This is a genomic window from Methanocaldococcus vulcanius M7, assembly GCF_000024625.1.
GTDB classification, from domain to species: Archaea; AGJL01; Methanococci; order Methanococcales; family Methanocaldococcaceae; genus Methanocaldococcus; species Methanocaldococcus vulcanius.
Map to the genome: position 1 here is coordinate 26,651 of NC_013407.1, position 14,058 is coordinate 40,708.

Here is a 14,058-nt window from a genome sequence, read left to right on the forward strand (position 1 = left end):
GTTATCTTTGGTAATATATAAAATTATCTATTTGACTTCAAATCTTAAATAGCCATAAAAAAGTATTATTGACGGTATTAATTTTTCTAATGATAAATATAAAAAATCAAGATTAAGATTAAAAACAAAAATATGCTAATCAAAACACTTAAATCAGGTTTATATGTGTTAGAAACGTAATAAAAAAACTAAATAAAAAACTAAGTTTAAATTCGATTATTTCATTACCTCTTATATTCCCTATCTTCTTAATTTTTATAGAATAGCAACACACCTTATTGGAGATGCATCAATATCATAAATTTTTAAAGGCAATCCTAAAAAATAAAACCTCTTTCCAACTAAATTTTCCAAATTTTCATTTAGATTTTCGATGATCAAAATATTATTCGATAAAAGTTTTTTATGCTCCTCAAATCCACCAATTGTGCATGCATCTATGCCAACACATTTTATATTACTTTTTATAATGTTATTTAAAAATGGTATCTCTGGAATCTTTTTGAAATATTCCTCTTTTCCCCAGTATTTAGAAGCTCCCGTATATATAAGTAAAATATCGCAATTTTTTGGAATTTTTTCTTCAAAGTTGTTTAAAGATATACAACAACAACTTCCTTTAATAATTCCATCTTTAAAAATATTGAGAATATTCTTATTTTCCAATCCTACGTGTTTTGGATAGTCCACATGAGTAGAGAGATGAGATCCTATCCTTATTTCAGATACGATAAATCCATTCATCTCCTTTTCATTAATTCTCAGTTCTGGATCTCCAGGATACGGAAAATTTGTTAGAGTTTGAGTTAGATCTAAAATCTTCACGATCTCACGCATGGTTATTTTTAATTTTGATTTTTTATATATTTTTATGTTTAATCACTTTTAAACATAGCATTCGTAGTATTATTTATGAGAATATATATGTCTATGACGATTAATTATAAATAACCCAAATAACCACATATATATAAAGTTTTCGAAAATTATATATAGAAGTTATAGGTAAAGGTATATCAGCATATATAGAGGGAGTAATTTGAAAGCAAAGATTCTACACAAAACTCCAAAAGGATTCCTTATAGGAAGAGGATGTAGAGACGTAAAAATTGGATCAGTTGTTGTTTTTAAAAATAAAGATATTGGGAAAGTTATTGACATTTTTGGACCTGTCAATTCACCATATATAAAGATCTTGCCATTCAGAAAGAACGATGAAATATATGGAACAGTTGAAATCCAATATCGTCCTCAGAAAAATAGGAAAAATAAAATTAAAAAACATCTAAAAGCAAAAAAAGAAAGTAAAAGATAAAAATTGATTACATTATTTGTCATTAACAACTTTAACAACAAAACAACCTAATACTTATCTAATTAATATTTCTACTTATATTTCTAATTGATTTACCTCTCATTGCATTAAAATCAACCTCAAAATGGTGTGATACATGGAAGCTCTCAAAACAAAAGAAGTTGATAAAAAAGAGAAAAAAATTATAACCAAAGAGCCGGAAAAAAAAGATGAAAATATAAAAGATGAAGAAATCGTTTGTCCAATCTGTGGAAGTAGAGAAGTTGTTAAAGATTATGAAAGGGCTGAAATTGTTTGTGCAAAATGTGGATGTGTTATTAAAGAAAAATTATTTGATATTGGGCCAGAGTGGAGAGCATTTGACCATGAGCAGAAGATTAAAAGGTGTAGAGTCGGAGCCCCAATGACTTACAGTGTTGATTATAGCGAACCCATCATTATTAAAGAAAAAGGAGAAATAAAGGTTGTTAAAATTGGAGAACTTATAGATGAAATTATTAAAAACTCAAAAAACGTTAGGAAAGATGGTATTTTAGAGATAGCAAGATGTAAAGACGTTGAAGTTATTGCCTTTGATAGTAATTATAAATTTAAATTTATGCCTGTTTCAGAGGTCTCAAGGCATCCAGTCAGTGAGATGTTTGAGATCGTTGTTGAGGGAAATAAGAAGGTTAGAGTTACTGGAAGCCATAGCGTTTTCACTGTAAAAGATAATGAAGTAGTTCCAATAAGAGTCGATGATCTAAGGGTTGGAGATATACTGGTTTTAGCAAAAGAATTGCCGAATATTGAAGAAGAGAATGCAATAGATAAAAAATTCGCTAAAATACTGGCTTATATAGTTTCTGAGGGTTATTATAATGAAGAAAAACTTATATTTTCATTTAATTGCAATAAAAGAGAGGTTATAGATGAAGTAATCTCCTATTTTAAATCATTAAAGTCCGAAATAAGTATCTATAATAAAAACTCAGATATACAAATTGAAGTGAAAGATAAAGAAATTATCAATATATTGAAAAAATTAGGAATTGAGAATAAAAGAGTTCCTTCTATAATCTTTAAATCTCCTTATGGGATAAAAAAATCATTCATAGATGGATTATTCAACGGTAAGGATACGAAAATATTTACATCAAAAGAGTTAGCCGAAGATGCAATATTTTTACTTTTACAGATAAAAGAAAACGCCATCCTTAATAAAAAAATCATAAAAGGCATTAGCGTTTATGAAGTAAAGAGAATACCCAATATATATAACAATAGAAAACTCGAAAAACTTATCAACTCTGATTTCATATTCTTAAAAATTAAAAAAATTAATAAGGTAGAGCCAACCAATGGATATGCTTATGATTTAACCGTTCCAAATGCAGAAAACTTCATTGCTGGATTTGGAGGATTTGTTTTACACAACACCATCCACGATAAAGGTTTATCAACAGTTATTGATTGGAGAAACAAAGATAGTTATGGAAAAGATCTGTCTGCAAATAAAAGAGCTCAACTCTATCGACTAAGAAAATGGCAGAGGAGAATTAGAGTTAGTGATGCTGCTGAGAGGAATTTGGCATTTGCTTTATCAGAATTGGATAGAATCACATCAAAACTCGGACTCCCAAGACATGTTAGGGAAAATGCAGCAATAATTTACAGAAATGCAGTGGAAAAAGGATTGATAAGGGGAAGAAGTATTGAAGGTGTTGTTGCAGCTGCTATTTACGCCGCTTGTAGAAGATGTAGAGTTCCGAGAACATTAGATGAGATTGCAGAGGCATCAAGAGTTGATAGGAAAGAAATCGGTAGAACTTACAGATTTTTAGCAAGAGAGTTAAATATTAAATTAACTCCAACAAATCCAATTGATTACGTGCCAAGATTTGCTTCGGAACTTGGATTGCCCGGAGAGGTTGAATCAAAGGCAATACAGATATTACAACAAGCCACTGAAAAAGGGTTAACAAGTGGAAGAGGCCCTACAGGAGTAGCTGCTGCTGCAATATATATTGCAAGTGTTCTTTTAGGTTGCAGAAGAACCCAACGAGAGGTTGCAGAAGTTGCTGGAGTAACTGAGGTAACGATAAGAAACAGATACAAAGAGTTGACAGAACACTTAGATATTGACGTAACCTTATAATCAAATCTATCAAATTTTTTAACAATAAATCTTTTTAATAATTTTAAGATCAGCACATATAAATGAGATAAAAACATAATATTAATTACATAGGTAAATAACTTTACATCATCACTTAATTTACAATTTTGTCTATTTGGATTTATAAATCATACTATAAAATATAAAAACCCATAAATAAAACTTTTAAGAATATTAATTAAATAATGTAATGAAAAAACAGCAATATAAAAATAAAAAATTAAAAGGTTCTGAACAATATTTCCAGCAAGGTGGTATGTTGTGGGACTATTTGACAAAATTCAGAAAAAAAGTGAAAGAAGCATAAAAGAAACAACCACTCTTCCAAAAAAAGAAAACTTTGCAAGTGTAATATCTTCAAAAGAAACATCTCCTTCTCTAATTCCAAAAACCGAGACATCATATAGTGGAGGAATATTAGACAGATATTCAGTTAACGTTGATGAAATAAGTTTGGAAGTTGTAATAAAAAAAGATGAAGGGTATACTTACTATCTAATTCCAGAAATAGAGAAGATAAATACTGCATTATCTAAATTATCTAAAGAAAATATAAATCTTATAAAAATGCAAATAGGAGACCTTGGAATAATGGAATATGACCAAATAAAAAACTACTTAGTTGATTTTTCTACAAGGTATAATTTAAACATCCCATATATTGACTCTCTTGCTAAATTCTTTTACCTAATTTCTGGACGACTTGGACTATTAGAAGTGCCGATAAACGACGATAGGTTAGAAGAAGTGATGGTAAACGGATACAACCTTCCTGCTTTTGTGTTTCATCGAAAGTATCAAATGTGTGAAACAAATATTGTTTTAGATAGAAATGAAGTTGACAGAATCATCGAGAGTATTGCAAACTTAGTTAACAGGCCGATCGATTCCAGGGTTCCAATGCTTGATGCCTTCCTCCCAGATGGAAGTAGAGTTAACGCAACAACGGCAGATATAACTATGAATGGAGCCACTTTAACAATAAGAAAATTCTCAAAAAATCCTCTAACTGTTATCGATTTAATACACTTCGGAACATTAGACATAGATACTGCATCATTTTTATGGCAGGCAGTTGAGGGCTATTTTGGAGCTAAGCCAGCAAACACGCTTATTGTTGGAGGAACAGGATCTGGAAAAACAACCTTGCTGAATGTTCTATCACTATTCTCTATGTATAATGAAAGAATAATAACAATAGAAGATACGCCAGAACTACAAATTCCACATAAACATGTTATAAAAATGGTTACAAGGCCTGCAAGGCCGGGAATGCCCGACTATGAAGTTACCATGGATGATCTAATTAAAAACGCTCTAAGAATGAGACCTGATAGAATCTTTGTAGGAGAGGTTAGAGGGGAAGAGGCACACTCTCTATTAGTGGCTATGAACACAGGACACGATGGAGCTTTAACTTATGATGAACCAATATACCTATCCAGTGAAGATAATATAGAGATTGGAAAATTTGTAGATGAAGTTTTTAAAAACTTTAAAGAAGATGTTGTTGTAGAAAGAAACGGATTTTTTAGAATTGACATATCCAATAAGGATAACTATAATGACATCTTTATAAAAAGTTTTAATAAAAATACTCTAAAAATAGAAAATAAAAGAATCTCAATGGTTTGGAGGAAAGAATATATTGGAAAATTAATAAAAATAGAGACAGAAGAGGGAAGAGAGATAACATTAACTCATGACCATCCTATTTATATATGTAAAGGCAAAAATATATTTGAGATCAATGCAGAACTCGCACAGCAAGGAGACAACATCTATGTTCCAAAAAACTCAAATATATGTTTAGATAAAATAACAAAAATAGACATAGTTGAATATAAAGGATACATATACGATCTTACCGTTGAAGATAATCACACATATCTTGCTGGAAAGAACGGTGGCTTTGCTGTTTCTAACTGCTCAGGAACCTTACACGCAAACAGTGCGGATGAAGCAATACTCAGATTAACAAGCCCTCCAATGAACGTGCCGAAGATCATGTTAACTGCACTGGACTTTATTATAAACCAGCAAAGGATAAGAAGAGGAGGAAAAACTTTAAGAAGAATATTGGGAATCGTAGAACTGGTAAAAGGAGGAGGTGAAGGCCACGAATTTGCAAAAACTACACTTTATGAATATAACGGTTTAAAAGATCAACTTGAAAGAAGAGGAATCTGCATGTGGGAAGAAGAGGTCTGCGAAATCGCTGGAATAACCAGAGAAGAGTTGATAAGGGACAGAGAAAATAGAAAAAAGGTATTAACATACCTCTATAACAAAAACATAAGAAAATTAGAAGATGTCGCAAAATATATAATGTCATATCAAACAAATCCTGAAAAACTTCTGAAAAACATCTCATAAAACAAATATCACGAAGTTTACATTTTTATATTTTAAACAAACTCCTATTCGGGGATTTAAATGAGCGAAGATTTCAAAGAAAAACTGAAAAAACTAAAAATAAAAATAGACATCCTCCTTTACAAATGGGGTCTAAAAGCATTTGATGCTAAACTGATGGTAGAACTCAGAAAAATGGGAGAAGACCTTGGAATGAAGCCATCTGAGTTTTATGATGTATATATTGAGCCAGAACTTATAATGGGGCTTGAAAAATACAAACAATATGAATTTCTACTATATGAAGAAGAGTTCATTAAAAAACCAGCTGAATCTTTATTCAATCTCTTAAAAAACGTAAAAATACTATCAAAAAACCAACTAAAATATTTAGGATTTGAAAACGAAATTGACTACTTCAAAAAAGTAGTAATTTATATGTTTATTGCATTTATCGCACTGTTCTTCTTTAACGTGCTTAGTGGAGACGTAATCGGTGGAATAATAAACGGAATAATAGGATCTATCGTTATTCTTATACTCTCTATCTTTTATCCAAAAATAAAATTAGTTCTGTTTAGAGGAGAAGTAAAACTGCAAGTTTTGTTTGCACTGTTGTATATGGTATCGATATTAAGAGCGGGAGCATCTCTCCCCGAAGTTCTCGAGAGTATTTCAAAAAGCGAAGAGTATGGAATCGTATCTTTTGAAGTAAGATCTATCATTAGAGATGTAAATATAGCGGGGTATAGTTTAGTGGAGGCATTGGAAAGAGCAAAACTAAGAACCGAAATTCCTTTACTAAAAAAACTTTACGATCAGATGATAATCGGATACAACAAAGGAAATCTCCCAATGTTATTGGAAAAACTCTATGAAGATATTGTTAGGCAATCAATGATGAAATTAGACACCTCAAAATTCCTAATACAAAACTTAGGAAACTTAGCGTTTGGAGTAGGGTTGATACTACCATTCAGCGGAATGATCCTCTCAACAATGATTGCAAATCAGGGTTTTCCTGGAATCTTAAATACATTAAATTTATTACTAACAAAAATAGGCCCATTGCTAACCCTCATCTTTGGAATATTTGTTAAAATGAAGATAGAATAAAAAAATTTTAGAATAAAACATGCACAAACCAGTCAGATGTGATGGTTATGAACAGATATTTGGAGTTAATATACTACCACACGATAAAGAAAAATGTCATAGTTCTAAAAAAACTCGGACGAAATATTGACGAAAAAAAATTTCTTGCATTTATAGGTGTGTTAATTATACTATCTATGATAATATTCCACGTAATAAACTTAACAATAAAAGGAATGATCATTGCAATTGCTCTATATGTTGGAGCTTTAATATCTCTTCCCTCAATTCTCTATGAAAATAAAATGGAAACACTCGAAAATAACATTCCTCAAGCCCTATACATTATGATACTAACATTAGAATCTGGAAGATCGATAAACGAAGCCCTCGAAGAAGTTGTTAAAAATAACATAAAAGAGGTTAGTAATGTATTTAAGAAAGTTCTCTACTTAATGGAAAAGCAAAAGATAAGTTTTGAAGAAGCGATGACGATAGTTTCAAATCTATACGATTCAAAAGTTCTAAAAATGCTTGCAAGGATAATGATCGAAAACAGAAAATACGGAGGAAACTTAGCAGATTCCCTCAGAGTTTTAGCAAAAACTTTGGAGGACTTTCGTCTATACAAAAGACAGTTATTGAGTGTTACTGCAAGTGGATTGGCTGTTGGATTTATCATATTATGTGGAGTTATTCCCGCTGTTGCTGCACTTTTAGGGGCTTATCTTATAACAATATCCAAAATGATGGGAGGAGTAGCTCCTGTTCCTCCTGTAAAACCATCAGAAATATCAAAAGGTCTGGAGATAATTCAAATAGGAACTGCAATGGTTGGAGCTTTGTTTTCTATTCCAATATTTGGAATAAAAATAGGTAGAATGTTTCTTATCTCATCGATAACAATGACAGTAGGTGTCTTTGCATATTATGTAATCCTAAAAATCGCTCCAACAATGTTTACATAAGACATTCCTAAAAATAAAAACCCAAAAATAAAAAACGCCAAAGACAATAAGAAATTATTTCCTTCATCCATTTCTTTTATTTTTATCGTTTATTTTTAATATTTTAAATTTTTATCTTTTTAAAAGAGCATTTATCTCATCATTTAACTGCAAAATCCTTATAACAGAAGGATGACCTCTACCCAACCTTCTCTCAAACTTTTTTATAACATCATCTATCTCAACCCTCTTAGTTCCAAATATCAAATTGTCAGCATGAGCCACGATCTTCTCCTCCAATGATACCGGAAGATAATCCTTTGGAGGTAGGCCAAGTTCAATCGCCTCCTCTTTTGTTATCCCCGCTCCAATGTGCCTCTCAGCAATTAAAGCAAGTTTTTCATCAAATCCCAGTGTTCTTAAGATCTCAGCCCCTACAACACCATGCTCTATTCCATGTGTTTTACTCCTTCCAATATCGTGTAGTAATCCACCCAACTTCACAAGTTCTACATCGACATCATAACCTCTATTTTTTATAGCCAAAGATAACTCATAAGCATACCTTGAAACTGCTAAACAATGTTCTACAACATCAGGAGAGCAGATCCTCTTTAAAAGAGTTAAACCCGTCTCGTAGTCCATGATATCACTTAAAAAAGTTATTTTAAAAAGGGATTGTTTTTTAATTCTTCTTTTAAAAATTTCAACTGCTCTTCCAGATCCTTAATTAGTTCAGAGTTGTCAAACTCTTTTAACATACCTCCACAACCAGGACATGCGAACCCATAATCCATCGCCTCTTCAAACGTAAACCTTACATTACATCTTGGACAGAAGAAAAACATATTATTTTTTTCAAATTCCAACTTTTCCTCAAGATCTTTAACAAGTTCTTTTATCTTCTTTTTTACAACATATGGAAGTTTTTCAAGAGTTGGTAGCCAAGTATAGGAATACCAATTTGTTTCCTCATCTTTCCATCTCTTATAATCAACTAATCTTGCATCATATAACTTATACAATAATTTTCTGACTACATTAAGCTTCAATCCCAATTCTTTGGCAATTTCTTCCTCTGTCGTTTCTCCTTTCTCTAAAAGCACTTCTATAACTTCAAAGCCCTTTTCATCTCCCTCAAATATATTAAAAAGGACTTCTTGAACCAACGGATCGTTCAACATCTCATATATCATCTCTACGTTCTTTTCTCCCATACTCTGCACACTCCTTATAAACACTGTTTATTATTGATCTAATGTTTTTCTTTGCAATTACTGTGGCAATTGGTTCTCCTTTTTCAATTATTGCATTCTTTCTTGGAATGTCGTATAAAAAGCTTCTTTTTGAAATATTAGCGATTATTTTATTTTTTGCAAAGATTATTCTTTTTATATATCTTTCTTTTAGCTTAAACTCAATATTTTTTGTTAATAAAGCACGAGCCAAATTTTTAGACGCACTCATCTCTATGGTCTCATAAGTCCCTAAAATACGAGGATTTATATCGACAATATATTCCTTTCCATCTTTAACTAAAAAATCAATACCATTCATTCCTTCCAATTCAAAAACTTCGATAACTTCACTAAAAACTTTAATAAACTTATCTGGTAAATTGTTATAGGGAGTTAGATTTCCAGCATATGTTCCCTTAACTATAATTTGTTTGTTAAAGGTTATAAAAGTATTGCCTACGAAGTTAGCACTAAAACTCTTCCCACCAATATATTCCTGTGCAAGAACTGGAAATTTAAGATTTTTGATATTATCATTCTTTTTTATTTTTAAAATACGTCCTCCACTTCCATAATTAGATTTTAAAACGCAAACCTTAAATTCATCTAAAAATTTAATTAGTTGATTTTTGTTTTTTATTTTTTTTGATTCAGGAATATTAAATCCTAAATTTTTTAATTTTTTATATGTTTTATACTTATTACTCATCTCATTTATCTTTTTTGGAGGGTTTCCTACAACGTTATCCCACTTAGGGATTTTCGAATTTTCGGATTCAAAAACCCCTGAAGTTATAAATATATGATCAACATCATCAACCAACTCCTCAGCCCTCTCAACCAACTTTTTTTCATCATAGTTGTCTCTTAACCTACCATGATTAAGAGGATCTATTTGGCAATATTTTTCATCTGCTTTCAGATCCTCAGGAGCATAATAAGAGACAGAATAAACATAAAATCCTAAATTTTTAAGAGAATTTACTACTGGACGGGTATTAACTCCTAAAACTAAGGCCCTCAAACTCATCCCTCCCTGATCTCTTAACAAAAATAGACAGACAATTGAAAAATGAAAATCAACATTTCCAAATAAAAAAATAATTCTACAATTCTTCAAGTTTTATTTTAACATTAAAAGCTCTTCTCTCAACTCTCCCAAAGTAGCAACCTTCTCAGCATACGCATCATGCCTATGAATACTCTCCATATTTATCTGTCTAATTAAAACTCTCGTTTCATCTGGAAGATGTTTAAACTTCTCTACGATATTTTTAGCCATCTCTCTAACACAGTCCTCAACAAACATCGGTTTTTTGTGGCTCTGCTCAACAACATACGCCTCATCTGCCCTCTTCAAAATACCATAGATCTCTGCACTCATCGACTTTTTAATGATCTCTATAATATCCATTATCTCAATCTCATACCCAGTAGGAACTTCTAATATAATTCTACCAATCCCTCTCTGATTGTGTGTTGCAAAAATTACCGATCTTGTTATTTTTTCTATTTCTTCATCTGAAAAACCTTCTTCCTTTAATTTTTTTATAGACATCTCTTTTATTAAGTTTTGAGCACATGGGCATGCAGTAATACCAACAACCTCAGCCCCAACGATCTTGGTTATCTCTACCTTATTATCCTTTTTAACACCCTTCGCTCCTCCCATAATCTTATGTATCTCCTGAGAGTACTTTCCAGATATTGGACTCTTTTCCTTTGTCATAAAATCACTAACCATAAAAACCTCTGCCTCTGTTGCATATTCATGCTTTTTAAATAATCTCTTCACGATCTCTTCACATATCGTCTCCATTTCATAACTCTCAATTTCTAACGCCTCATCTATAATTCCCTCAATAACCTCAGGATTTCTTGACATGTGAATTCCTTTCTGTGAGCTTGGCAGATTAACAAAGACCTCAAATGTAGAAAGCAATATAATAGGACGCTTATTTGCTCTTTTTAATCGAACAAGTTTTTTTAAATTCGTAACTCCAACTCTTGTTAGTGAAATCTTAACATCTGGCTCAAAATTTTGAACATCACATCTCCAATTCATCTTCTTCACCTATCAAAACATCTCTAAGTTCTTTTGATAAACGGTAGTATACATTATTACCATCTCTCTCCTTATTAATATACCCCATCTCGTAAATATCTGAAAGATGTGTTCCGATCGTGCTTGGTGATTTTTTTAAATATTCTGCCAACTGTGTTACAGTTGCAGATCCTCCAAGTTCTGACATTGCTCTAACGATCTCCGACTGAGCGGGCGTTAGGTGGTTTAAAATCTGATGCCCTACACTAATACCAAGAGAATGCATTGCCTCTTTTACAACTTTTTCATCGATCTTTGTTAAACCATTTCTTATAGCAATTGATATTGACTCAGAGCATGTCATTATTATCTTCCTTGGAATTCCATCACACTCCTCAACGATCTTATGTATAGCAGTTTCAGTAAATGGCTCAAACTCCTCAGCTCCATCAATGTGAGCATCTTCAAGCCGTCTTCTAATCAGATCGTAGGATTCATCCTTTGACAAAGGAGGCATGTTTATTATTTTTGGTATTCTATCCTTTATTGGTGGAGATATTTTTGTTAAATCATCCATTAAGGTTGGAGAACCTGCCATAAAGGTTAATATTCCTTCTTCATATAAGAAAGAGTGGAAAAATTGTAATAAAGATAAACAACTCTTTTTTGCAAACTGATCGGCTTCATCAATCAATATTATGCAAAGTTTATCATGACTTTTAACCTCATTTATAAGATACTCTAAATCCCTCTCGATCCTCTCTCTTGGATAATGAATAGGAACTTTATCTCCGTAGTTGTTTAATTTTCTATACATATCCAAGATTCTGTTAGAATGTTCCATATAATCAGATTTTATAGTTCCACTTACTGTGATAAGATTCTCAGTTAAGATGTTATATAGTAGTTGAATTAGAAACTGTCTCGGCGTTACTTGAGAGGCAGTCATCTCAACAACCCAATGTCCCTGCTTTTTTGTTGCATAATAAATGATATTTAACATTGAACTTTTTCCAATACCTTTAGTTCCAACGATTGCGGCGTTAACCACACTACCATGTTGTGCAGATCCTAATATTTCCCCAATCTCCCTTAACTCACTAACCCTTCCAACAAAAAATTTTGTATTTCCCCTTATTGGTTTTTCAGAGAATGGATTATATTTTAGTTTTAATTTGTGCATTGTGCTTGCTATTGAGTTGGCAGATTTTTGAATAAACTCTATGGGATCCATGTTTCCACCTGCATATAATATCTATTCCTATTATTAATTTGAATTTATTATCACCAATTGATCTCTATTCGAAGTTTGTTTTTTATACATATATAGATTTCGAAAGATCGAAAGTGAGTTTTCTAATCGATTAACTTAAATAAATCGTTAATAAAAAAATAAATTAAAAAAACGTGAATTTAATATTATTTCTTACAAAATATCATGAACCTAAGTATATTTATGATTAAAGAAGGCACCAAGATCCCCAGAAACAAACTTTAATAAAAATTAAAATTATATATATACTATTTCTATGAAATAAAGTTAATTTTAATTCTTCTCTTGAGAATACTCAAAAACTCCCAAAATCAAAAAACCGTGAATTTAAAGAAAAAAGATATAAAAAACTATGAATCAAAAGATATTATATATTTAACAAAAACACACAGTAGAAACATATATATAGAAAAAACATAAAATTAACCCAATATTGAAAAAATCATAATACATACTCGCTCTTAGAAAATAAACATTAAATAATGCTTAAAATATTAGTAATACTTTCACGTAGAATCGAGGCGAAAATCCGAGTCGTGAATCATAAAATATATAAATGTAAAATAACATAACAATTGAGTAATTATAGTCAACTGAATACAAAATCAACATACACTATTAAAAAGGTGAAAATCATGGAAAAACTTCCATATGAAATCACATCAACGATTTTCAGAAAAGCAATTTTACATTATGTGTTAATACGTGGCACAACCTATCCTCAATCACTGGCAAAAAATTTAAATATATCGAAAGGTCTTGCTTGCTCTTTTTTGAGGTTATGCTCAGCTCTCAACGTAATGAAGAGGGAAAGGGCAGGTCATAAGGTTATATACTCGTTTACCTCCAAGGGTCTTGCAGTTTTAAAAAGATTGGCACCAGAAATATTCGATTTGAGTTTTTCGAGTGTTTTCGAAAAATTACCAAAAAAGAAAATATCTACTAAGCACTACCCACTTACAAAGATCGGGTTTGAAATCAAGTGGAAGGAGGATAAATTCGGAGGAATCGTGTTTTCGTTCTTTGATGCTGATGGGGAGCATTTAGGAGACGTTTTTAGAAGTAATATTGGCAGATGGTGGTGCGTTATCTGTCAGAGTGATTCATGTAAACATATCGATTACTTGAAACGGCTTTACAAGACATTGAAAAATCAAGATTAATAAATTTCGAACTTTCGAGTCGCATGTATGTATATGACCTAAAGGGTGAGCAATTTTTTTGACATAATGAATTATCGCAAAATATTGTTAGAGTGGGATCTATCTTTTTTTAATGAACAAATCAGTTAAATGTAGTGTTTTTCAGTAATAGTAAATCTCCAACAATGTTTTTTTATAATATTAACATTTTAATGATATTTTTTTGTTATATAGTATATTATATTTATAGTAGATACAATAATAAAATATATTTTTGTTTTTTCTTTATATAGTGAAAAAAAGTATAATAATATAATAGTTGTGTTTGTGATAATCACAACCATTTTTTTAGGGGTATACCCTTCTTTTCCCTATACATACATGCAACTCGAAAACTCGAAAATCTTTTAAGAAATGTATTTTTAAATTTGATTTCTTATTTTATAATTTCGAAGTCAAAAAAGATAAAATGTTAGTGTTTATTTATGACC

At 31.1% G+C, this 14,058-nt stretch carries 11 protein-coding genes and 2 pseudogenes; 7 read left to right on the forward strand and 6 right to left on the reverse strand.

The window, feature by feature from the left end; translation table 11 throughout:
* Nucleotides 1-255 precede the first annotated feature (255 nt).
* Nucleotides 256-825 carry a cyclase family protein gene (locus tag METVU_RS00140; protein ID WP_153232507.1) on the reverse strand — a complete coding sequence of 190 codons (570 nt, stop codon included), beginning with the start codon at nucleotides 823-825 and terminating at the stop codon, nucleotides 256-258.
* 214 nt (nucleotides 826-1,039) lie between these two features.
* Here METVU_RS00140 and METVU_RS00145 point away from each other — a divergent pair, with 214 nt between their 5' ends.
* From METVU_RS00145 to METVU_RS00165, 6 genes and pseudogenes are all read left to right on the forward strand, one after another.
* On the forward strand, nucleotides 1,040-1,315 hold the full coding sequence (locus METVU_RS00145) for a Gar1/Naf1 family protein (protein ID WP_012819447.1): 276 nt from the start codon (nucleotides 1,040-1,042) through the stop codon (nucleotides 1,313-1,315).
* Nucleotides 1,316-1,451: 136 nt separating this feature from the next.
* Nucleotides 1,452-2,726 (forward strand): annotated as a pseudogene (locus METVU_RS09105) (TFIIB-type zinc ribbon-containing protein); the annotation flags it as partial.
* A gap of 6 nt (nucleotides 2,727-2,732) precedes the next feature.
* Nucleotides 2,733-3,452 (forward strand): annotated as a pseudogene (locus METVU_RS09110) (transcription initiation factor IIB); the annotation flags it as partial.
* Between the two features lie 282 nt (nucleotides 3,453-3,734).
* Nucleotides 3,735-5,849, forward strand: a complete 2,115-nt coding sequence (locus tag METVU_RS00155; protein WP_012819449.1) for an ATPase, T2SS/T4P/T4SS family — start codon at nucleotides 3,735-3,737, stop codon at nucleotides 5,847-5,849.
* Between the two features lie 60 nt (nucleotides 5,850-5,909).
* On the forward strand, nucleotides 5,910-6,944 hold the full coding sequence (locus tag METVU_RS00160) for a type II secretion system F family protein (protein ID WP_012819450.1): 1,035 nt from the start codon (nucleotides 5,910-5,912) through the stop codon (nucleotides 6,942-6,944).
* A 47-nt stretch (nucleotides 6,945-6,991) separates the two neighbouring features.
* Nucleotides 6,992-7,891 carry a type II secretion system F family protein gene (locus tag METVU_RS00165; protein ID WP_048196629.1) on the forward strand — a complete coding sequence of 300 codons (900 nt, stop codon included), beginning with the start codon at nucleotides 6,992-6,994 and terminating at the stop codon, nucleotides 7,889-7,891.
* A gap of 111 nt (nucleotides 7,892-8,002) precedes the next feature.
* Here METVU_RS00165 and METVU_RS00170 read toward each other — a convergent pair whose 3' ends face one another.
* The 5 genes from METVU_RS00170 to METVU_RS00190 all read right to left on the reverse strand — a co-directional run bounded on the left by METVU_RS00170 (nucleotide 8,003) and on the right by METVU_RS00190 (nucleotide 12,386).
* Nucleotides 8,003-8,515, reverse strand: a complete 513-nt coding sequence (locus METVU_RS00170; RefSeq protein ID WP_012819452.1) for a TIGR00295 family protein — start codon at nucleotides 8,513-8,515, stop codon at nucleotides 8,003-8,005.
* A 17-nt stretch (nucleotides 8,516-8,532) separates the two neighbouring features.
* Nucleotides 8,533-9,087, reverse strand: coding sequence for a transcription factor E (gene tfe, locus METVU_RS00175; RefSeq protein WP_012819453.1), 555 nt, complete (start codon nucleotides 9,085-9,087; stop codon nucleotides 8,533-8,535).
* Nucleotides 9,056-10,138 (reverse strand): ATP-grasp domain-containing protein, encoded by a 1,083-nt coding sequence (locus METVU_RS00180; protein WP_012819454.1) that lies wholly within the window; start codon nucleotides 10,136-10,138, stop codon nucleotides 9,056-9,058. The genes tfe and METVU_RS00180 overlap by 32 nt, the downstream gene beginning before the upstream one ends.
* Nucleotides 10,139-10,231: 93 nt before the next feature.
* Nucleotides 10,232-11,173 carry a GTP cyclohydrolase MptA gene (mptA, locus tag METVU_RS00185; RefSeq protein WP_012819455.1) on the reverse strand — a complete coding sequence of 314 codons (942 nt, stop codon included), beginning with the start codon at nucleotides 11,171-11,173 and terminating at the stop codon, nucleotides 10,232-10,234.
* Complete coding sequence (locus METVU_RS00190; protein WP_012819456.1) at nucleotides 11,157-12,386, reverse strand: ArsR family transcriptional regulator; 1,230 nt, start codon at nucleotides 12,384-12,386, stop codon at nucleotides 11,157-11,159. The genes mptA and METVU_RS00190 overlap by 17 nt, the downstream gene beginning before the upstream one ends.
* Before the next feature lie 674 nt (nucleotides 12,387-13,060).
* Here METVU_RS00190 and METVU_RS00195 point away from each other — a divergent pair.
* Entirely contained in the window at nucleotides 13,061-13,588 is a 528-nt protein-coding gene (locus tag METVU_RS00195) for a hypothetical protein (RefSeq protein ID WP_012819457.1), read from the forward strand.
* The last annotated feature ends 470 nt before the right edge of the window (nucleotides 13,589-14,058 follow it).

What these genes read in the sequence shown, in the direction of transcription:
- METVU_RS00165 (WP_048196629.1), top strand. Translation starts at nt 6,992, where the DNA reads ATGAACAGATATTTGGAGTTAATATACTACCACACGATAAAGAAAAAT.
- METVU_RS00170 (WP_012819452.1), bottom strand. Translation starts at nt 8,515, where the DNA reads ATGGACTACGAGACGGGTTTAACTCTTTTAAAGAGGATCTGCTCTCCT.
- mptA (WP_012819455.1), bottom strand. Translation starts at nt 11,173, where the DNA reads ATGAATTGGAGATGTGATGTTCAAAATTTTGAGCCAGATGTTAAGATT.
- METVU_RS00195 (WP_012819457.1), top strand. Translation starts at nt 13,061, where the DNA reads ATGGAAAAACTTCCATATGAAATCACATCAACGATTTTCAGAAAAGCA.
- METVU_RS00180 (WP_012819454.1), bottom strand. Translation starts at nt 10,138, where the DNA reads ATGAGTTTGAGGGCCTTAGTTTTAGGAGTTAATACCCGTCCAGTAGTA.
- tfe (WP_012819453.1), bottom strand. Translation starts at nt 9,087, where the DNA reads ATGGGAGAAAAGAACGTAGAGATGATATATGAGATGTTGAACGATCCG.
- METVU_RS00160 (WP_012819450.1), top strand. Translation starts at nt 5,910, where the DNA reads ATGAGCGAAGATTTCAAAGAAAAACTGAAAAAACTAAAAATAAAAATA.
- METVU_RS00190 (WP_012819456.1), bottom strand. Translation starts at nt 12,386, where the DNA reads ATGGATCCCATAGAGTTTATTCAAAAATCTGCCAACTCAATAGCAAGC.